This is a genomic window from Grimontia sp. SpTr1 (genome assembly GCF_947387585.1).
In the GTDB taxonomy this organism is placed as follows: Bacteria; Pseudomonadota; Gammaproteobacteria; order Enterobacterales; family Vibrionaceae; genus Enterovibrio; species Enterovibrio indicus.
Map to the genome: position 1 here is coordinate 1 of NZ_CANDOD010000028.1, position 21,083 is coordinate 21,083.

Annotated in this window: 18 protein-coding genes; 9 read left to right on the forward strand and 9 right to left on the reverse strand. The window is 49.4% G+C overall.

Annotated features, from left to right (window positions below; all coding sequences use genetic code 11):
* Nucleotides 1–216: 216 nt before the first annotated feature.
* From hemG to QL223_RS24255, 3 genes are read right to left on the reverse strand one after another with little or no spacing between them, the layout of a single operon-like run.
* Complete coding sequence (gene hemG, locus QL223_RS24245) at nt 217–741, reverse strand: menaquinone-dependent protoporphyrinogen IX dehydrogenase (protein ID WP_281546199.1); 525 nt, start codon at nt 739–741, stop codon at nt 217–219.
* A gap of 20 nt (nt 742–761) precedes the next feature.
* Nucleotides 762–2,219, reverse strand: coding sequence for a TrkH family potassium uptake protein (locus tag QL223_RS24250; RefSeq protein WP_002540760.1), 1,458 nt, complete (start codon nt 2,217–2,219; stop codon nt 762–764).
* Between the two features lie 42 nt (nt 2,220–2,261).
* Entirely contained in the window at nt 2,262–2,888 is a 627-nt protein-coding gene (locus tag QL223_RS24255) for a YigZ family protein (RefSeq protein WP_281546200.1), read from the reverse strand.
* Nucleotides 2,889–3,141: 253 nt separating this feature from the next.
* Between QL223_RS24255 and fadB the strand changes: the two genes are divergently transcribed.
* The 3 genes from fadB to QL223_RS24270 all read left to right on the forward strand — a co-directional run bounded on the left by fadB (nt 3,142) and on the right by QL223_RS24270 (nt 7,659).
* Nucleotides 3,142–5,307, forward strand: a complete 2,166-nt coding sequence (fadB, locus tag QL223_RS24260) for a fatty acid oxidation complex subunit alpha FadB (protein WP_281546201.1) — start codon at nt 3,142–3,144, stop codon at nt 5,305–5,307.
* 27 nt (nt 5,308–5,334) lie between these two features.
* Nucleotides 5,335–6,498, forward strand: coding sequence for an acetyl-CoA C-acyltransferase FadA (gene fadA, locus QL223_RS24265; RefSeq protein WP_281546202.1), 1,164 nt, complete (start codon nt 5,335–5,337; stop codon nt 6,496–6,498).
* Nucleotides 6,499–6,678: 180 nt separating this feature from the next.
* A complete protein-coding gene (locus QL223_RS24270) occupies nt 6,679–7,659 on the forward strand; it encodes an MDR family oxidoreductase (RefSeq protein WP_281546203.1) in 981 nt (326 codons plus the stop codon).
* A gap of 228 nt (nt 7,660–7,887) precedes the next feature.
* Here the strand turns inward: QL223_RS24270 and QL223_RS24275 are convergent, their stop codons facing one another.
* Nucleotides 7,888–8,829 (reverse strand): LysR family transcriptional regulator, encoded by a 942-nt coding sequence (locus QL223_RS24275; protein ID WP_281546217.1) that lies wholly within the window; start codon nt 8,827–8,829, stop codon nt 7,888–7,890.
* A gap of 323 nt (nt 8,830–9,152) precedes the next feature.
* On the opposite strand from QL223_RS24275, the gene tusA reads away from it, so the two are divergent.
* Nucleotides 9,153–9,398 (forward strand): sulfurtransferase TusA, encoded by a 246-nt coding sequence (tusA, locus tag QL223_RS24280; protein WP_046303100.1) that lies wholly within the window; start codon nt 9,153–9,155, stop codon nt 9,396–9,398.
* A 65-nt stretch (nt 9,399–9,463) separates the two neighbouring features.
* Here tusA and QL223_RS24285 read toward each other — a convergent pair whose 3' ends face one another.
* Together QL223_RS24285 and QL223_RS24290 are read right to left on the reverse strand one after the other, a co-directional pair.
* Nucleotides 9,464–9,727 (reverse strand): hypothetical protein, encoded by a 264-nt coding sequence (locus QL223_RS24285; protein ID WP_281546204.1) that lies wholly within the window; start codon nt 9,725–9,727, stop codon nt 9,464–9,466.
* Nucleotides 9,728–9,827: 100 nt separating this feature from the next.
* Nucleotides 9,828–10,385, reverse strand: a complete 558-nt coding sequence (locus QL223_RS24290) for a TMEM165/GDT1 family protein (protein ID WP_002540771.1) — start codon at nt 10,383–10,385, stop codon at nt 9,828–9,830.
* 361 nt (nt 10,386–10,746) lie between these two features.
* On the opposite strand from QL223_RS24290, the gene glyQ reads away from it, so the two are divergent.
* The 5 genes from glyQ to QL223_RS24315 all read left to right on the forward strand — a co-directional run bounded on the left by glyQ (nt 10,747) and on the right by QL223_RS24315 (nt 16,364).
* Complete coding sequence (glyQ, locus tag QL223_RS24295; RefSeq protein ID WP_046303084.1) at nt 10,747–11,664, forward strand: glycine--tRNA ligase subunit alpha; 918 nt, start codon at nt 10,747–10,749, stop codon at nt 11,662–11,664.
* Between the two features lies 1 nt (nt 11,665).
* Nucleotides 11,666–13,732, forward strand: a complete 2,067-nt coding sequence (gene glyS / locus QL223_RS24300; protein WP_281546205.1) for a glycine--tRNA ligase subunit beta — start codon at nt 11,666–11,668, stop codon at nt 13,730–13,732.
* Nucleotides 13,733–14,053: 321 nt separating this feature from the next.
* Complete coding sequence (locus QL223_RS24305) at nt 14,054–15,304, forward strand: valine--pyruvate transaminase (RefSeq protein WP_281546206.1); 1,251 nt, start codon at nt 14,054–14,056, stop codon at nt 15,302–15,304.
* A gap of 173 nt (nt 15,305–15,477) precedes the next feature.
* Nucleotides 15,478–15,885: a hypothetical protein gene (locus QL223_RS24310; RefSeq protein WP_281546207.1), complete on the forward strand. Its 408-nt coding sequence runs from the start codon at nt 15,478–15,480 to the stop codon at nt 15,883–15,885.
* The gene (locus QL223_RS24315; protein WP_281546208.1) at nt 15,831–16,364 is read left to right on the forward strand and encodes a hypothetical protein; all 534 of its coding nucleotides are present in this window, start codon (nt 15,831–15,833) and stop codon (nt 16,362–16,364) included. The genes QL223_RS24310 and QL223_RS24315 overlap by 55 nt, the downstream gene beginning before the upstream one ends.
* A gap of 101 nt (nt 16,365–16,465) precedes the next feature.
* Here the strand turns inward: QL223_RS24315 and gyrB are convergent, their stop codons facing one another.
* Genes gyrB through dnaN form a run of 3 tightly spaced genes read right to left on the reverse strand, consistent with a single transcriptional unit; the run spans nt 16,466 to nt 21,082 of the window.
* Nucleotides 16,466–18,883, reverse strand: coding sequence for a DNA topoisomerase (ATP-hydrolyzing) subunit B (gyrB, locus tag QL223_RS24320; RefSeq protein WP_281546209.1), 2,418 nt, complete (start codon nt 18,881–18,883; stop codon nt 16,466–16,468).
* Nucleotides 18,884–18,903: 20 nt separating this feature from the next.
* On the reverse strand, nt 18,904–19,980 hold the full coding sequence (gene recF / locus QL223_RS24325; protein WP_165018194.1) for a DNA replication/repair protein RecF: 1,077 nt from the start codon (nt 19,978–19,980) through the stop codon (nt 18,904–18,906).
* 1 nt (nt 19,981) lies between these two features.
* Nucleotides 19,982–21,082, reverse strand: coding sequence for a DNA polymerase III subunit beta (dnaN, locus tag QL223_RS24330; RefSeq protein ID WP_046303087.1), 1,101 nt, complete (start codon nt 21,080–21,082; stop codon nt 19,982–19,984).
* Nucleotide 21,083: the final 1 nt, after the last annotated feature.

Sequence of the window (21,083 nt, forward strand, 5' to 3'; positions counted from 1 at the left end):
GGCCATTTTACTGATTCGAAACAGCGCGTCAAGCGTTTATTTCAACTCAATTTTTGAGGCCTTCGCCGTACCGATTTAAGTGGGCGTTTCCGCTGCGGGAGCCGCTCTCCGTGTCGGTGAGGCGGCATTATAGGGAGGTCTAAAAATCTGGCAAGGGCTTTTTTGAGGTTTTTTATGAAAAACGGTGCGTTCGATTACTTTTCACCCAAAACGGCATTAAAGTGAACGAAATCGCTCTGAAAAGTCCTTCACTCTATCCCAGTTGGTGTACTCAACTTCTTTAGTTGGGTCAGTTTCGCCGCCTGTCATCTTCATGATGAACTGAATCATGACACGATCGAAAAGCTTATAGCGGGGATAATAGAGCGCACCGGCGAACACATCTTGCAGTTCTGGCTGCCAAGGCGACAGTTTTCTGAACTTCTTCATATAGACACTACCTTCCGGTGTGTCTTTACCAGGTTTGCGTGCTGTCAGATTCACGCAGAAAAAGGCAGCTTTCTTTTCGTTGAGCGCAGAAAGGTTGTTTTCGATAAAACGGTATAGCTTCTTATTAAGGTGACCATAGCGAATTGACGCACCAATCAGTACCTTGTCATATTCCGCCCAATTCACCTCGGGCATGTCGTGCAGGTCCACCAGCTCACATTCGTAATTGCCTGACAATTCACTTTCAATAGAACGAAGAATCTTTACTGTCTGACCTTCACGACTAGAGTGAAGTAAAAGCGCCTTTTTCATCATTATTCCTATAAAAGCTATTAGCTACGCCAGAAGGTCGGCGTAAACAGAACCAGTAAGGTGAACACTTCGAGACGTCCGAACAGCATGGAGACAATCAGTACCCATTTCGCACCACTATTAATATCGCCAAAGTGAACTGCTACCTCGCCCAAACCAGGACCGAGATTATTGAGGGTCGCCGCAACCGCAGAGAATGCCGTTAACTCATCAATACCCGTAGCGATAAGCCCCAGCATACAGATGACAAATACCAGCGCATAGGCAGAAAAAAATCCCCAAACTGCATCCACCACCTGTTGAGGCAAGGCTTTGTTGCCCACTTTGATGGTGTACACCGCCCTTGGGTGCACCAGACGTTTCAGTTCACGAGAACCTTGTAGTGACAGCAGCAGGATTCGAATCACTTTCATTCCGCCACCTGTTGAGCCTGCACAACCACCTATAAAAGAGGAAAACAGTAGAAGCACCGGCAGGAATAATGGCCACTCGGAAAAACTCGTCGTGGTATAACCCGCTGTCGTGGAAATCGATACGGTCTGGAAGATAGCCTGGTTAAAAGCCTCAAACTCAGACTCGTAAGTGCCATGGTTAATCAACATGCCAAACACAATCGCCAGCAGAATAAGCTGGATCACGATAAACGCACGGAACTCTGGGTCTTTGAAATAGAAACCGGGATGTAGCTTGCCACTGGCAAAAGCGGCAAAGTGTAGCGAGAAATTGCACGCTGAGATAAAGAGAAAGAACACCGTGATGAAGTTAATCGCCGGGCTGTTGAAATAGCCGATACTTGCATCATGGGTTGAGAATCCGCCGATAGCGACCGTCGAGAAACTGTGGCTGATAGCATCGAACACCGACATCCCCGCCAGCCAGTAAGCTGATGCGCAGGAAACTGTCAGCGCAAGATAGATGTACCACAGCGCTTTCGCCGTTTCTGCAATACGCGGTGTCATCTTGCTGTCTTTAACCGGCCCCGGGATTTCAGCACGGTAAAGCTGCATACCACCGATACCAAGCACTGGCAGAATAGCTACCGCAAGCACAATGATACCCATGCCCCCGAACCATTGCAGAAGCTGGCGATAAAACAGTACCGCTTTTGGCAGGTTATCGAGCCCCACCATCACCGTTGCCCCAGTCGTCGTCAGGCCTGAGAAGGATTCAAAGAAGGCGTCGGTTACCGACATATTGGGCTGTTCCGACAGCATGAACGGAATAGACCCTGCACTGCCGATTACCGTCCAGAACAGCACCACAATCAAAAAGCCATCACGGGCTTTCAATTCATGTCTGAAACGTCGGTTAGGAAACCAGAGAAGACCACCGCCCGCGAGAAGAAGGAAGAAAGTGAGAACAAAAGGGAAACCTTCACCATCGCGGTAAATGAATGCCACCACGGCTGGCGCCAGCATGGTGATACTGAAAAGGGCAAGAAGAAGCCCGACAATCCGGATAATTGAACGAAATTGCATAGCCTTGGACGGCTCATCCTTATATTCAGGCGTGAGCCTGAATTATGTATTTTTATCAAGCCCGGCCACGCTAACCTGACCGCGGGAGCGATTAAAAATCTCCGCTGCGATCTGTTCGGCACTCCGTGCATCCACTTCCACTGTCATCTCCACATTATGGCTGAATTCAGTATTAACCTGAACCGCGTTATGGGAAGCCAGTATCGATTCGATCAAGGCAATGTGAGGGTATTCACAGCTTATTGTGAACTGAACCGTAATCGCCTTCTCTTTCGTTGCCAGTTGCAGTAGCGCCTGTTGCACACCGCCACCATAAGCTTTGACAAGCCCACCAGTCCCCAGCCGGATACCACCATAGTAGCGCGTCACCACTGCAGTGACCTCACCCACACCACTGCCAGATAGCTGCGCAAGGATAGGCTTACCGGCCGTACCGGAAGGCTCTCCATCATCACTGAAGCCCCAACTCATCGAGTCCTCAGGACGCCCAGCAACGAATGCCCAACAGTTATGGCGTGCATCAGCATGCTTCGCTTTTATTTCTGCCACAAACGCTTTGGCACTTTCGATGCCAGGCGTATGGGCGAGATAGGTAATAAAGCGGCTCTTCTTTATCTCTTCTTCCGATATCACGGGTGACAACGGGATCAGATAAGGCGAGGTATTCATGCGAGTCACCATAAATTGAAAAGGCGCGGGATTTTAACACAAGAAAATCGTAACACAGCAAAAGCGCTAACTCGTTGAAATAGTGAGAACGCAAGATTTAAACAGATAGTTTAAACACAAATTTCAAACATCTGTTTAACATTTCTATTGCCTTTTTGTTCAGCCCGGCTCAGACTAAAGCTGACTATAACGACTACCCTCTACCTAAAGGTAAACCAAACCAGACAAAGATCTGGCAATACGGAGATAGAACATGATTTACCAAGGTGACACCCTGTCCGTGCGCTATCTGGAAGATGGCCTTGCGGAGCTGAACCTCGATGCACCCGGCTCTGTTAATAAATTCGACCTTGCAACACTGGAAAGTCTCAACGAGGCGCTTAATGCTCTCTCGCAAAAGTCTGACGTAAAAGCCTTGCTGCTGACATCAGCCAAACCAGCGTTTGTCGTAGGCGCAGATATCACTGAATTCCTCGGCTTGTTTGCCAAGCCAGAGGAAGAGCTCTCAAATTGGGTCACGCACGCGAACGATATCTTCAACAAACTCGAAGATCTGCCTTTCCCAACCGTTTCCGTCATTTCCGGTTTCGCGCTGGGCGGTGGCTGCGAGTGCATTCTTGCTACTGATTTCCGTATTGCTGATTCCACCGCGCGTATCGGCCTGCCAGAAACCAAACTTGGTATCATGCCGGGCTTTGGCGGCACCGTGCGTATGCCACGTCTGGTGGGCGCAGATACCGCGATGGAGCTCATCACCGCTGGTAAAGAAAGCAAAGCCGATGCCGCACTCAAAATCGGTCTGGTTGATGCCGTGACGGCACCGGATGACCTGCGTGATGCTGCGATTGCCCTTGCTAAGCAAGCCATTGAAGGCAAGTTGGATTGGCAATCACGTCGCGCACAGAAAAAAGCGCCACTGCAACTGAACAAGATAGAAGCCACCATGAGCTTCACCATGGCCAAAGGCATGGTGGCGCGTGTGGCAGGTTCTCACTACCCAGCTCCTATGACTGCAGTTATGGCGATTGAAGAAGCGTCACGCTCCGACCGCGACGGTGCCCTGTTGGTTGAGAACAAACACTTCGTCAAACTGGCGAAGAACGATGTCACTCAGGCACTGGTTGGTATTTTCCTCAATGATCAGTACCTGAAATCCAAAGCCAAGAAAGCCGCTAAAGAAGGCAAGCCAACTGAGCGTGGCGCTGTATTGGGCGCAGGCATCATGGGTGGCGGTATCGCTTACCAGTCAGCCAGCAAAGGTGTGCCGGTACTGATGAAAGACATCAGCCAGGCCTCGCTTGAAACCGGCATGAAAGAAGCCTCCAAACTGCTGAACAAGCAATTGGAGCGTGGTCGTCTTAACGGTTTGAAAATGGCAGAGGTACTTGCCTCTATTACCCCTAGCCTTCACTACGCAGGTATCGAGCAATCTGACGTAGTTGTTGAAGCCGTGGTAGAGAACCCGAAAGTGAAAGCGGCAGTACTGAGCGAAGTGGAAGCCTTGCTACCAGAAGGTGCAGTACTGACTTCCAACACCTCCACGATTCCTATCGATCTGTTGGCGAAATCGCTCAAGCGACCAGAAAATTTCTGCGGCATGCACTTCTTTAACCCCGTGCACCGCATGCCACTGGTAGAAGTCATTCGAGGTAAGGATACCTCAGAAGAAACCGTGGCACGCGTGGTGGCATATGCCGCCAAGATGGGTAAAAGCCCTGTTGTCGTCAACGATTGCCCAGGGTTCTTCGTAAACCGCGTGCTGTTCCCCTACTTTGCCGGTTTCAGCATGCTGCTTCGTGACGGCGCTGACTTCACCAAAGTCGACAAAGTGATGGAGAAGAAGTTCGGCTGGCCAATGGGTCCTGCTTACCTACTTGATGTCGTAGGCATTGATACTGCGCACCATGCACAGGCTGTGATGGCAGAAGGTTTCCCAGAACGTATGGCGAAAAGCTACCGAGATGCTGTCGATGTGATGTTTGAGTCCGAGCGCTTTGGTCAGAAGAATGGCGTCGGTTTCTACAAATACTCGGTTGACCGTAAAGGCAAGCCTAAGAAAGACGTGGATGCCGATGTCACAGGCCTGCTGTCATCAGTACTCGGTTCGGCGGCCGATTACAGCGACGAAGAAATCATCAACCGCATGATGGTGCCGATGATCAACGAAGTAGTGCGTTGTCTGGAAGAAGGCATTATCGCGACTCCTCAGGAAGCAGACATGGCGCTGGTTTATGGCCTTGGCTTCCCTCCATTCCGAGGCGGTGTATTCCGTTATCTGGATACCATTGGACTGGCAAACTATGTTGCTATGGCTGACCAACTGGCCAATCTGGGCCCAGCCTATGAAGTGCCACAAGGTCTTCGCGACAAAGCTGCCAAAGGCGAAGGGTATTTCGATGCCCAACGACAGTCTGCCTAACCACAAGGAATTGAGAGGGAAAACAACATGAAAAACGTCGTGATTGTCGATTGTATTCGAACCCCGATGGGCCGCTCCAAAGGCGGTGCTTTCCGCCACACCCGTGCGGAAGATTTGTCAGCGCACCTGATGGCATCACTGCTGGCACGTAACCCACAATTAGATCCAACAGAAATCGAGGACATCTACTGGGGCTGTGTGCAGCAAACTCTGGAACAAGGCTTCAACGTCGCCCGTAACGCAGCGCTGCTCGCTGGCATTCCACATACAGTAGCCGCGACTACGGTTAACCGTCTCTGTGGCTCTTCCATGCAGGCACTGCATGATGCCGCACGCGCCATTCAAGTGGGCGATGCCGATGTCTGCTTGATTGGTGGCGTTGAGCACATGGGTCATGTTCCTATGACTCACGGTGTCGACTTCCACCCGGGTCTTTCCAAGTCTGTGGCAAAAGCCGCCGGTATGATGGGTCTGACTGCAGAGATGCTGGGTCGCATCCATGGTATCAGCCGTGAGCAGCAAGATGCCTTTGCTGCCCGCTCCCACCAGCGCGCGTATGCTGCCACCGTGGAAGGCCGCTTTAAAAATGAAATCATGCCTACCGAAGGCCATGATGAGAAAGGCGGACTCTTCCTGATGGAAAACGATGAAGTTATCCGTCCGGAAACCACAGTGGAAACTCTTTCAGGTCTGCGCCCAGTATTCGATCCAGCTAACGGCACAGTAACCGCTGGTACGTCTTCCGCCCTGTCTGACGGTGCGGCGGCTATGTTGGTGATGAGCGAAGACAAAGCCAAAGCGCTCGGTCTGCCAATTCGTGCTCGCGTGCGCTCGATGGCAGTCGCAGGCTGCGATCCTTCTATCATGGGTTATGGTCCTGTACCGGCGACGCAAAAAGCCCTGAAGCGTGCAGGTGTCACCATTGATGACATCGGCATGATTGAGCTCAACGAAGCCTTCGCTGCGCAGTCACTGCCTTGTGCAAAAGATCTGGGCTTGCTGGATAAAGTCGACGAGAAAGTGAACCTCAACGGTGGCGCGATCGCACTGGGGCACCCTCTGGGTTGTTCAGGCGCACGTATCTCTACTACGCTTATCAACCTGATGGAGCACAATGATGTCGAGCTGGGCCTCGCCACCATGTGTATCGGTTTAGGTCAGGGTATTGCTACGGTGTTTGAGCGCGTTTAAACAAAAACGTGTCGTCATCAAAGCCGGGTTTAATACCCGGCTTTGTTATTTGTAGCGGAGCATAGCTATATAGCTATGCGCTTAACGCATATTAATCATGATTTAGTTTCATTATTTTCATGACCACTTTGGTTCTACACTGTATTTCATACGTTTATTCCCCTTTCCGGAGGACATCCCATGTTCAAAGCACTGGTACTGGACCAAGCTGACAAAATCACCACTTCAAGCATTCAAGAACTCGACGTTAGCCGACTGCCACAAGGCGATGTGCTGATCGACGTGGATTACTCCTCACTGAACTACAAAGATGGTCTGGCTATTACAGGCAAGGGCAAGATCTGTCGTGAGTTCCCAATGGTGCCAGGTATCGACCTGACAGGAACAGTGGCAGAATCTTCAGATTCACGTTTTACCACCGGACAGAAAGTGGTACTGACTGGCTGGGGCGTCGGTGAAACCCATTGGGGTGGCATGGCACAAAAAGCGCGCCTCAAAGCTGACTGGTTGGTTCCACTGCCAGAAAAGCTCTCTGGCGATCAGGCAATGAAAATCGGTACTGCGGGTTTGACAGCCATGCTGTGTGTACAGGCACTTCAAGATGCTGGCATCACACCAGAGAAAGGTGAAATCCTGGTGACAGGCGCAAGTGGCGGTGTCGGTTCAGTGGCAGTCACGCTGCTATCTGAACTGGGTTATCAAGTGGTAGCAGTAACAGGCCGTTCAAGCGAGAACGGTGATTGGCTGAAATCGCTGGGCGCGTCGCGCGTGGTAGAGCGTAGTGAATTTGAAGAGCCTGCTCGCCCATTGGAAAAACAAATTTGGGCAGGCGCGGTAGATACCGTTGGCAGCAAGATGCTAGCAAAAGTGCTGGCGCAGGTTGATTACGACGGCGCAGTCGCAGCATGTGGTCTTGCAGGAGGTTTCGACCTGCCAACCACAGTCATGCCATTTATCCTACGCGGCGTGAAACTGCTGGGTGTCGATTCTGTATACGCGCCTTTCGAGCGTCGCCAGAAAGCGTGGCAGCGTATCTCTGAGATATTGCCAGCAAGCTACTACGATAACGGCTGTCGCGAAATCTCACTGGAAGAAGTACCAGAAGCAGCAGAAGCCATCACCAATGGTCAAATCACTGGCCGTGTGGTGATCAAGCTGTAAGCCTTCTTTGAGGTATACAAAAAACGGAGCCCATGGGCTCCGTTTTTAGTTTTATACCAATCACAGTAGGTAGCTGATCAGAAATAGCGCAGGAAAAATGCTAGAGAACAAGGCGAAAAATTTCGATAAGTAGTTACTCTACAATCAAATTTTTCAACGCTGTTATCGAGCATTTTAACAAGCTAGGATGAGCAGATACTTACTATGATTGGTATTAAAGATTGAGGGTCAAACAAACCCCATATCTTTAATTCGCGTATCGATAAGGCGGCTGCATTCTTCTTTAATTAGGTTTCTAAGCCATACCTGCGCCGCGGAATGCTCCGTCCTTGGGTGCCAAATCAGGGAATAATCAAACGGCTTAAATTCGAACGGCAGTGGCTTAATCACCAAATCATATTTTTCACCCACGAGATACGCCAAGTCAGCGGGAACGGTAATGATAAGTGGCAGGCTATCCAACATCGCTACCGCCGCTTCCAGGTGATAAGCACGTAGCGCCAGTTTCGGCTCTGGATGTCCACGCAACGCGTCATCTATCAGCGCTTTCACTCCATCACTGATAGCAATCACTGCATGTGGATAAGCCAGGTAGTCTTCGAGCGTTAGCGCTTTATCGGCCAAAGGGTGATGCTTCGACACCATGCAAAATACGCTCACCAGTCCCAACCTGTCAGACTGAAGCGGGTCAACGGGACCGGTCGGGCGGCAAATCGCCATGTCACACCCTTCCGAGGTCAATTGACGCATTAACTGGTCATGCTGCAAAGGGGCGAACTCCAGTGACAAACCCGGCGCTTCCTCATAAATACGCGGCAATGCAAATGGCAAAATGGTTTGCATGGCGTAATCAGTCGTTGCGATCTTAAAAGACTGCTCACACTTGGCCGGATCAAACTCTTCAGGCGAAAGGACATGACGAAGTGTATCTAGTGGCGATGTCAGTTGAGCATTTAACTCCAACGCTCTTTGGGTTGGGATCAGCTGTTGTCCGTGCCGGGTAAACAAGGGATCGCCCGTAAGGCTTCTCAATCGTCCCAGAACCCTACTCATCGCTGACTGACTAAGGCTTAAACGGATAGCCGCTTTACTCACGCTACCTTCTTCCAGCAGCACACGAAGCGCGATTAGCAGGTTTAGGTCGCGGCGGTAGATATCTTCAAGTTCCATAACATGCCCAAAGAGTGGTAACGTTGCCATTATAAGCATGCCGGTCACCGATAAAGGTGATTAAGAAAGGCGTTTATTGATATTTGGCGAACGCCAGATAAAAAAAATCCCGCATTAAAGCGGGGAAGCCCAAGAAAACTGGGTGTGAGTGTAGTCGATGAGTGAGTTAGCCTAGCTGTTTCGCCATGTTCACGTTCGTTTGAACATCATTCGTTAACAACTTGTTAATTAAGTTACACATGTTTTTTACAAAACCAACCCCTGTTGAATATTTAGTCTTCATAAGTATGATCGGGTCGACGTTTTCAATGTGATAAATGCAGATGAGTTCAGAATTTGAAAATCCGGATCACTTTTTAGACGCAGAAGGCCTGCGTTGTCCGGAACCGGTCATGATGGTAAGAAAAACAATCCGCAACATGGCGGAGGGTGAAACCTTACTGGTGACGGCGGACGATCCGTCAACGACACGCGACATCCCAAGTTTCTGCCGTTTCATGGACCACACCCTTGTTGCCCATGAGTCAGAAACCAGCCCATTCCGCTATCTGATCAAGAAAGGTCTTTAAGATCTTCTGAACGGACAAACGAGCGGAAATGAAAAAGGCAGCCTTGGCTGCCTTTTTCGTGTCTGTCAGTAATCTGATGCTTGCTCAACGTCATTCACTTTCCGCCTGAGCGTGGCGTTTTCATGCTCCAGTTCCCGCATGGCCTTTTTCATTGGTAATACGTAACGCACTCTCACCATAGCATCAATAGATAAGTAAGTGGTTACTATTGCGCCAACCACCATAGGAACCCACATATCAGTTAACACCATTCCAAGAATATTCAGCGCCAGTGCAAAGTGGAACAGCCACATCTGGCTTTTAGGGCTGATCGCCAGAAACCTGTCCATAACACGCTCCTTAATCACGATGACACTAACGCCAAACTACCATGGAACCGTCGGAGAGGTTGCTGATGAAATCACACATTCAGGCGTCTGGTTATGTTTCTTATCGCATAAAGAAAGTACCGATCGCGAGTACCGCAAACAACCCTGCCGTCACATACCGTACAACGTTCAATGGCAATGCATTTGCAGCCTTGTGACCCAGTAAGACCACCGGGACATTAGCCAGCAGCATACCGATAGTCGTACCAATAATGACCATGGTCAGCGCTTCAGCATTTTGAGCACCGAGTACAGTCGTTGCCACCTGGGTTTTGTCGCCAATTTCTGCAATAAAGAAGGCGATGAAACTCGCCACAAATGGACCCCGGTTTGACACACTTTCTTCGTCATCGAGCTTGTCAGGGATTAGCACCCAAACAGCCATCACCGCAAAGCTGACGATCAGCACCCAACGCAAGACTTCTTCGGTAAGATAATCGGCAACAACCACACCCAGCCAGGCAGCAACCGCATGGTTAAGGATTGTGGCGAAAAAGATAGCAAGAATAATAGGTACTGGCTTTCGGTATCGACTGGCCAGTAACAGGGAAAGGAGTTGGGTTTTATCACCAATTTCTGCCAACGCAACGGTGGCAATGGATATCGCTAACACGCTCATTATTGTCTTCCAGGGCGAGGATTATTATTCGAAAACCATGACAACCCACGCGCCCCGCCCGGTTCGCGTAAAGTGTCATTGGTCTCGTCAAACCCACTATCGTGTGTCGCCATTACCATGAAGATTGAGCTTCAAATATGTTGATAATGGCCTCGCTGGCGCGAGAGACTACTCCCCAAGAGCGAGCGCATTTTAGCCTCAACGCCTGACGGAATACAACCTCTCCCCGTTTTACCTTTCGACCCCGCTCACCACCTTTGAAACCAAAGGACAAAAAACCGCCATTACCCCTACTTATCCCAAGCCTTGCGCGCTATAATCGCGTGTTATTTTCACTTCATTAAATCGCGCGAACCTGACGATGCAAAAATTCGACGTTAAAACTTTTCAGGGCATGATCCTCGCGCTGCAGGATTACTGGGCCCAACAAGGTTGTACCATCGTACAACCGCTCGACATGGAGGTAGGTGCAGGCACCTCTCACCCAATGACTTGTCTGCGTGCAATTGGTCCAGAGCCAATCGCAGCAGCTTACGTTCAGCCTTCTCGTCGTCCAACTGACGGCCGTTACGGTGAAAACCCTAACCGTCTGCAACACTACTACCAGTTCCAGACCATCCTGAAGCCGTCTCCAGACAACATTCAGGAACTGTATCTTGGTTCGCTGCGTGTGCTGGGTATTGACCCTGAAGTTCATGACATCCGCTTCGTAGAAGACAACTGGGAGAACCCGACACTGGGTGCCTGGGGTCTTGGGTGGGAAGTTTGGCTGAACGGCATGGAAGTCACCCAGTTTACTTACTTCCAACAAGTAGGTGGTCTTGAGTGTAAGCCTGTTACCGGCGAAATCACTTACGGCATCGAACGTTTGGCGATGTACATCCAGGCCGTCGATTCAGTTTACGATCTGGTATGGACTGATGGCCCATTCGGTAAAGTGACTTATGGCGATATCTTCCACCAAAACGAAGTGGAGCAATCGACCTATAACTTCGAATACGCTGACGTAGACTTCCTATTCACTTACTTCGACCAGTGCGAGAAAGAGTGTAAGTCTCTTCTCGAGCTTGAGAAGCCTCTGCCATTGCCAGCGTATGAGCGCATCCTGAAGGCAGGTCATGCATTTAACCTGCTGGACGCACGCAAAGCTATCTCAGTGACCGAGCGTCAACGCTACATCCTGCGTATCCGCAACCTGACCAAGTCAGTTGCTGAAGCGTACTACGCATCCCGTGAAGCTCTAGGCTTCCCAATGTGTAAAAAGGGTGAGGAGAAGTAAGATGGCGAACAATTTCCTGATTGAGCTGGGTACTGAAGAGCTGCCACCAACGCAACTTCGTACACTGGCTGAAGCATTTGCGGCAAACTTTGAGCAAGAGCTGAAAGACGCTGAACTGACCCACGAAGGTATGGTTTGGTACGCAACCCCTCGTCGTCTGGCACTGAAAGTCACTGCGCTGGCTGGCCAACAAGCTGACAAGATGGTTGAGAAACGTGGCCCTGCCATCTCTGCCGCTTTTGACGCAGACGGCAACCCAACCAAAGCCGCACAAGGTTGGGCGCGTGGTTGTGGTATCGATGTATCAGAAGCCGATCGTATGGTGACTGATAAAGGTGAATGGCTGCTGTTCAAGCAAGAAGTTAAAGGCCAGAACACCAAAGACATCGTTGTTGCACTGGCTGACAAAGCACTGGCGAATCTGCCAATCGCAAAGCCAATGCGCTGGGGTGACAAAGACACCCTGTTCATCCGTCCGGTGAAGACCCTGACTATCCTGTTGGGTGACGAGCTGATTGAAGGCACCATCATGGGTGTTGATTCAGCGCGTACCATTCGTGGTCACCGCTTTATGGGTGAAGCGGAATTTACCATCGACAATGCTGACCAGTATCCTGCGATTCTGGAAGAGCGCGGTAAAGTCATTGCTGATTACGAAGCACGTAAAGCCACTATCATCGCTGATGCCCAAAAGGCAGCAGAGCTGGTTGGTGGTATTGCTGATCTGGAAGATGACCTGGTTGAGGAAGTCACCTCTCTGGTTGAGTGGCCAGTGGTACTGACTGCAACTTTCGAAGAGGAGTTCCTGAAGGTTCCTTCAGAAGCCTTGGTTTACACCATGAAAGGCGATCAGAAGTACTTCCCTGTGTACAGCGAAGACAAGCAGCTTCTACCTAACTTCATCTTCGTATCAAACATCGAATCGAAGGAACCTCGCCACGTTATCGAAGGTAACGAAAAAGTGGTTCGTCCTCGTCTGGCGGATGCAGAGTTCTTCTTCGACACCGACCGTAAGCGTCCTTTGATTGACCGTCTGCCACAGCTGGAAACGGCTATTTTCCAAAAGCAGTTGGGTACCATCAAAGACAAGACAGACCGCATCACTGAGCTTGCCGGCTACATTGCTGACAAGATTGGTGCTGACGTCGAAAAAGCAAAACGTGCAGGCCTTCTGGCGAAATGCGACCTGATGACCTCCATGGTTTTCGAATTCACCGAAACTCAGGGCGTGATGGGTATGCACTACGCGCGTCATGATGGCGAAGCAGAAGACGTTGCCGTTGCACTGAATGAGCAATACATGCCGCGTTTCGCAGGTGATGAACTGCCAGGCAATGGTGTTTCTTCAGCACTGGCGATGGCAGACAAGCTGGATACCATCGTAGGTATCTTCGGTATTGGCCAGGCACCAAAAGGTTCTGACCCATTCGCGCTGCGTCGTGCTTCTCTGGGTGTCCTTCGCATTATCGTTGAGTACGGTTACGATCTGGATCTGACCGATCTGATTGCCAAAGCCAAATCGCTGTTCGGCGACCGTCTGACTAACGATAAGGTTGAAGCTGACGTTATCGAATTCATGCTGGGTCGTTTCCGTGCATGGTATCAGGACGAAGGCCATAGCGTTGATGCCATCCAAGCCGTGCTTGCGATGAACCCTACCCAACCGGCTGATTTCGACAAACGCGTGAAAGCTGTAACGCACTTCCGCTCACTGGATGCCGCTGAGTCTCTGGCAGCAGCAAACAAGCGTGTTGGTAACATCCTGGCGAAATACGACGGCGAATTGTCTGACACCATCAACCGTGATCTGTTAGTTGAAGATGCAGAGAAGGCGTTGGCAGAGAAAGTCACCACAATGGTTGAAACGCTGAAGCCTGTCTTTGCAGCCGGTGATTACCAAGCTGCACTGACCCAATTGGCAGACCTGCGCGAACCTGTTGATACCTTCTTCGACAACGTGATGGTAATGGCTGAAGACGAAGCGCTGAAGGCGAACCGTCTGGCACTGCTCAATACCCTGCGTGGCCAGTTTATGAATGTTGCAGATATCTCTCTGCTTCAGAAATAAGCTCGGCAAGAAAAGTTAATCAAGAGCCCCGTTTGAACGGGGCTTTTTTGTATCTATAAAATTGTCTTTCCACCAGCCTCATTCACAGCCTCTACAGCGATGTCTTCGATTCTATCTAATCTAAAATTTTCAGTATGTTTCACGTGGAACATTTCTCGAAACGCTTACTAACTCCCTCTCTTCCCTTATCTAAAACGACAGCTTTTCCGCCGTCCGCTACATGTTAAAAAGAAAGCAGAAATTGCATTCATTTTGTGCAATGAATCAGTTATGGTTTGTCGACTAACCTGAAGGAACAAAGGATTAAATAGGTTTCGCGCTATGCAGTTTTCTAAGTTTGGAAATAAGTTTTCTCAGCATTCCGGCATCACACAGTTGATGGACGATCTCAATGACGGACTAAGAAACCCGGATGCCATTATGCTTGGTGGTGGCAACCCAGCGGCGATTCCTGAAATGCTTGAGCATTTCGAAGACTTGAGTAGACGGATGCTAGATGATGGCTCTCTTGTCGCAGCACTCTCTAACTATGATGGACCACAAGGTAAGACTGCGTTCATCGCAGCGCTGGCTGAGATGTTGAATAAGACATTTGGATGGCAGGTGACATCTAAAAACATCATGCTGACCAATGGCAGTCAGTGCGCCTTCTTTTATCTCTTCAACCTTTTCGGTGGGCAGTATGATGACGGCAGCTTTAAGAAGATCCTCTTGCCTCTAACACCTGAGTATATTGGTTACGCCGATTCGGGTTTAGACCCTGATATCTTTACCAGCTTCAAGCCGACTATCGAGTATCTGGATAACCGCCAGTTTAAATACCACGTAGATTTTGATGCACTGGAAATTGATGACTCAGTTGCGGCTATTTGTGCCTCACGACCAACAAACCCAACCGGTAATGTTCTTACTGATGAAGAGATCGTAAAGCTTGATAAGCTGGCGCGAGCGAACAATATTCCCCTCATCATCGACAATGCTTATGGCGTCCCCTTCCCTAACATCATCTTCGAAGATGTGAAGCTTTTCTGGAACGAGAACACTATCCTGTGTTCAAGCTTATCAAAGTTAGGTTTGCCCGGTGTACGTTGCGGCATTGTCATTGCGCAGGAAGAGATTATCACTGCCCTATCCAACATCAATGGTATTGTCAGCTTGTCACCTTGTAGTGTTGGCCCTGCACTCGCACTTGAGATGATTAAAACCGGTGACTTACTGTCGCTCAGTGAAACTGTCATTAAGCCTTTCTATCAGAAGAAAGCCAAACGTAGCATCGAGCTTCTTCAGAAAGCGATTCCTGATGAGCGATTCAAAATCCACAAACCAGAAGGTGCTATCTTCCTTTGGCTTTGGTTTGAAGGGCTACCCATCAGCACCAAAGAACTTTACCAGCGCCTAAAGCAACGCGGTTTACTGATAGTACCTGGCGAGTACTTCTTTATTGGTTCAGAACTGGATTGGGACCATACCCGTGAGTGCCTAAGAATGAACTATGTTCAGGATGATGATGCCATTGCGCGAGGTATTGAGATACTTAAAGAGGAAGTGGAAAAGGCTTACGCCGAGTCTTAATTCTCCACAAAAGTTCCACGTGAAACATCGCCCAGTTGGAAAATCGACTGGGCTTTTTTGTGCCCATCTAATAATTGGACTCACTAATCTGCTCGCAAACAGCAAAACGTGTTCTTTAGTCATTTGAATTTAACCGCTAGTGTTTCACGTGAAACACCGATTAGGAGGTTTCAATGACAGTGAATAAAGCAAATTGTGTGGCAGAAACTGATGTTAAAGTTGGAGTTCTGACAGGAACTTTAGTCGAACCAGAATCCTCTCAACATGGCAAAACGGTGTATTTGATCATTGCTGGAAGTGGCCCTACGGATAGAGATGGTAATCAACAATCGATAACAACGGACACATACAAAAAGCTCGCTCGAGGCCTTTCTCACCACAACATCGTTTCATACCTCTATGACAAAAGAGGTGTCGGTGAAAGTAAGGTAGACGGGTTAAAAGAAGAAAACCTCACCATTGATACCTATATTAACGACGCTGTTTACGTGATTGACTGGCTGCGAAAAAAATTTCAACATCTAAAGTGGGTGTCATTGGTCATAGTGAAGGTGGGCTCATCGGTCTGGCTGCAGGACTGAAAACAGACATTGATACGCTTGTGCTCATCGCTACACCGGGTCGCACAATAGACCAAATCATATTGGAACAACTTTCAGCGCGCGCTCCCCAACTTGTTAATGAAGGCGAAGCCATTATCGATGCATTAAAACAAGGTGAAAATGTCACTCACATCAGCGAGAGCCTCTTTCCGTTATTTAGACCCTCAGCCCAGCCTTATATGAATTCCTTACTGAGACAGAATCCCTGCTTACTACTATCCCAAAGAAAGGGTAAAACGACCATTGTTCAGGGGGAGCGTGATTTACAAGTGACAAAAGAAGATGCACTTGCACTTTATGATGATAATGAAAAACAAGTGACCCTAAGATTAGTCGAATCAATGAATCACGTTCTGGTGGAAGTAAACGATAACCTAGAAGATAACTTGGCGTCTTATCAGAATCCGTCTTTAGCCATTCATGAAGAACTGATAAACAGCATTGTTGAATACGCTTAAAGTCTTTCAGATTCAAAAACTTAAACAAACACATCGCGCTACGTAAAAAAAACGCCGCTAATGCGGCGTTAGGTACTCAGATTTTACGTAGCATCACGTGGTTACACGTCGAGGTTGGCAACCTTCAGGGCATTATCTTCGATAAACGCACGACGTGGCTCAACGTGATCACCCATCAACGTCGTGAAGAGCTCATCTGCTGCTACCGCATCCTGAATGGTCACGCGCATCATACGACGTGATTCTGGGTCCATGGTGGTTTCCCAAAGTTGATCAGGGTTCATCTCACCCAGACCTTTGTAGCGCTGACGGCTAAGACCACGGTTAGATTCTTTTATCAACCAAGCCAGTGCATCTGCAAAGCTCTTAACAGGTTGCTTACGCTCACCACGTTGAATATATGCAGTATCATCCAGAAGACCATCAAGAGCTTCTGCCAGATCAGCGATACGTCCGTACTCTTTTGAGTTCAGCAGGTCGTAGCTGATGAGATACTCATGATCAACGCCGTGGGTACGAACAATCAATTCTGGTTGGAAAGCCTGATGCTCTTCATCAAACTTCACCTCAGCGCGGTACTGGCTTTCACCGGTCGAGTTCTTATTAAGAACGTCCACCAGCGTATCAATCCAGGCGCGTACTTCACCTTCGTTGCTCAGCGTATCTACACTCAGGCGCGGTTGGTAAACCAGCTCGTTGAGCATCGCGTATGGGTAACGGCGGTTCATGCGCTTAATTAGCTTCATTACACCGTTGTACTGCTTAACAAGCTCTTCTAACGCCAAACCATTCAGTGCCGGTGCATCTTGGTTAACGAAGAGTGAAGCGTTTTCCAGCGCGATAGATACCTGGTATTGCTCCATCGCTTCATCATCTTTGATGTATTGCTCTTGCTTACCTTTCTTCACTTTGTAAAGCGGTGGCTGAGCGATGTAGACATAACCACGCTCAATCAGCTCAGGCATTTGACGATAGAAGAAGGTCAACAGCAGCGTACGAATGTGCGAGCCGTCGACGTCCGCATCGGTCATGATGATGATGCTGTGGTAACGCAGCTTGTCAGGGTTGTACTCGTCGCGGCCAATACCACAACCTAGTGCAGTGATCAGCGTTGCGACTTCCTGAGAAGAAAGCATCTTGTCGAAACGCGCTTTCTCAACGTTCAGGATTTTACCTTTCAGTGGCAGGATAGCCTGGTTCTTACGGTTACGACCCTGCTTCGCGGAACCGCCCGCAGAGTCACCCTCCACAATGTAGAGTTCAGACAGTGCAGGATCTTTTTCCTGACAGTCTGCAAGCTTGCCTGGAAGGCCAGCCAAATCCAGTGCGCCTTTACGACGGGTCATTTCACGTGCTTTACGTGCCGCTTCACGCGCACGCGCCGCATCAATGATTTTGCTACAAACGATCTTCGAGTCTTGTGGGTTCTCAATCAGGAACTCAGACAGTTTCTCGTTCATTGCTGACTCAACCGCAGACTTCACTTCTGAAGAAACCAGTTTGTCTTTAGTCTGGCTTGAAAACTTAGGATCTGGCACCTTCACAGACACAACGGCAGTCAAACCTTCACGGGCATCGTCGCCAGAAGTCGCTGCTTTGGCTTTCTTCGAATACCCTTCTTTGTCCATGAAAGAGTTCAGCGTACGGGTCAGAGCTGCTCGGAAACCAGCAAGGTGTGTACCGCCATCACGCTGAGGAATGTTGTTGGTGAAACAGTAAATGTTTTCCTGGAAACCATCGTTCCACTGCATTGACACTTCTACCGACACACCGTCTTCGCGTTCATGTTCAAAGTGGAACACAGTTGGGTGAATAGGTGTTTTGTTGCGGTTGAGGTGCTCTACGAATGCGCGGATACCACCTTCATACATGAAGTGGTCTTGTTTGTTCTCTTCACGCTCATCAATCAGCTTGATTGAAACGCCTGAGTTCAGGAATGACAGCTCACGCAGGCGCTTGGCCAGAATGTCGTAATGGAACGTAGTGTCAGAGAAGGTCTCGTCACTTGGCCAGAAGCGGATACGGGTACCGGTTTCGTCAGTATCACCAATCGCTTCCAGAGGCTGCTCAGGCACACCCATTTTGTAGATTTGCTGGTGGATGTTGCCGTGACGCCAGATGGTCAACTCAAGCTTCTCAGACAGGGCATTTACTACCGAAACACCTACACCGTGAAGACCACCGGAGACTTTGTACGAGTTGTCATCGAACTTACCACCGGCATGAAGTACCGTCATGATAACTTCGGCTGCTGATACACCCTCTTCTTCGTGGATGTCGACAGGAATACCACGACCGTCATCTTTTACAGATACCGAACCGTCTTCATGTATGGTGACCACGATGTCATTACAGTGACCAGCGAGAGCTTCATCGATAGAGTTATCGACCACCTCAAAGACCATGTGGTGCAGACCGGTACCGTCGTCAGTATCACCGATGTACATCCCCGGACGCTTTCGTACTGCATCCAGACCCTTGAGTACCTTGATACTCGATGAATCGTAATTGTTGGACATTGAGTTACTCTCGCTTAATTTTATTCTGCGGCTATTTTACCGTTTTCCACATGAAACATCTTACTATTTTCGTCGCACATTTCAGCGACCTGATCGGCACTAATGGCACTTACAAATACCTGCGCGCCTGTGGCTTTTAACTGCTCAGCCAATAGCGCCCGTCGTTGGCTATCCAACTCGGACGCAAAGTCATCTATCAAGTAGATGCATTGCTTTTGTTTGTCTTCGGTCAATTGTTGGCCCTGTGCTAAACGAAGGGCACAAACCATCAACTTTAACTGCCCACGGGAAAGTACATCTTCCACCGGGGTGCCGCCCACGCGAAGGCGAAGATCTGCCTTGTGAGGACCACTGACCGTGTACCCGAGTTGCTGATCGCGTAAAAAGTTCTCGCGCAACAACTCGGCGTAATCTGTCTCTTTATCCCAACCGCGTGTGTAGTTGAGTTTGATTTCATACTCAGGCAGAAACGCTTCACATAGCTTGGAAGCACGTTCTGAGAGCTTTTCAATGTAGTCTTTACGCCACTGGTCAATTTGGTTGGCCAAAGGCGCTAACTCTGCATCCCAGTAGCTAAGCTCACGGTAGCTACGCGCTGTTTTCATCAGCGCATTTCGCTGTTTGGTAAGCCGTTTCACCCTAGACCACGCAGGGTAAAACTGGGGTTCCACGTGGAACACACCCCAGTCGATAAATGCACGGCGGAATTTAGGACCACCGGTTAACAGTTCAAACCCTTCCGGGGTAATCAGCTGCATCGGCAAGACTTCGGCAAGCTGCACCAGCTTCTGCCCTTTTTCCTCACCAATTTTCACTTCTGTCGAACCGTCGCGGTTTTTCTGGAGTCCTACTGGTAGTAAGGACTCACCTGCTTGCACGCGACCGTGTACAACTAATCTGTCTTGCTGGTGTCGGATCACCCTTCCGGTCAGCTGGCTTCGAAACGAACGGCCATGCCCCAGATAGTAAACCGCCTCCAACACGCTGGTTTTTCCACTGCCGTTAGGCCCTACAAGAAAATTGAAGCCTGATGACAGGCTAAGGTCACAGGCTTCAATATTTCTCAAATCATGGATAGAGAGTCGGGATAGCGCCATATTAAAGACGAATAGGCATCACGACGTACATGGCGTCATCATTGCTGACATCTTCTACCAGTGTACTCGCAGTACCATCGGTCATCGAAAAACGCACTTGCTCGCACTTAAGCGTATTTAATACATCCAGCACGTAACTGACGTTAAATCCGATTTCCAAGTCTTCGCCATCGTAATTAACGTCAACAAACTCTTCCGCTTCTTCCTGCTCAGGGTTGTGTGCAGAAATACGAAGCTGGCCTGAGCTTAGGTTCAAGCGCACGCCGCGGAATTTCTCATTCGACAAAATCGCTGCACGTGAAAATGCCTGACGCAGCTCGTCACAATCCGCTTCCATGATTTTGTTGGAAGATTGCGGCATGACACGGCGGTAATCAGGGAATCGGCCATCCACCAACTTAGAAGTGAACACAAACTGGTTCACCTGAGCGCGGATGTTGGCACTGCCAATCTGGATAGTCACTGGCGCTTCTGGGTTATCCAGCATACGCATCAATTCAGTCACGCCTTTACGTGGCACAATCACTTGCTGGCCGGCCAGTTCGTTATCGAGCGCAGTCGTACCTACCGCCATACGGTGACCGTCTGTGGCCACAGAGCGAAGCGTAGTGCCATCAGTCTCCAGCAACATACCATTCAGGAAATAACGAACATCCTGGTTGGCCATGGAGAATGCAGTGCTTTCAATCAATTGGCGCAGCTTGCCCTGTGGCACCGTGAATTCCACGTTGCTCTGCCAATCTTCGATATTCGGGAAGTCGGCGGCTGGCAATGTCGACAGTGTAAAACGGCTGCGGCCTGAACGGATTACTGCGCGATCACCTTCGAGCGTAAAGCTGATAGGTGCGCTGTCTGGCAGACCACGGCAAATATCTAAAAACTTACGAGATGGAACGGTCACTGCCCCATCTTCTGCTTCACTTTCCAGCGGCAGATTAGCAATCAGCTCAACTTCCAAATCCGTACAGGTCATGGAAAGTTGTCCGAACTCTACTTTCAGCAGGATATTGCCAAGAATAGGCAGCGTAGGTCGTCCCCCTAATGCACCAGACACCTGCTGCAGGGGTTTCAAGAATTGGTCACGGGTAACTGTAAATTTCATA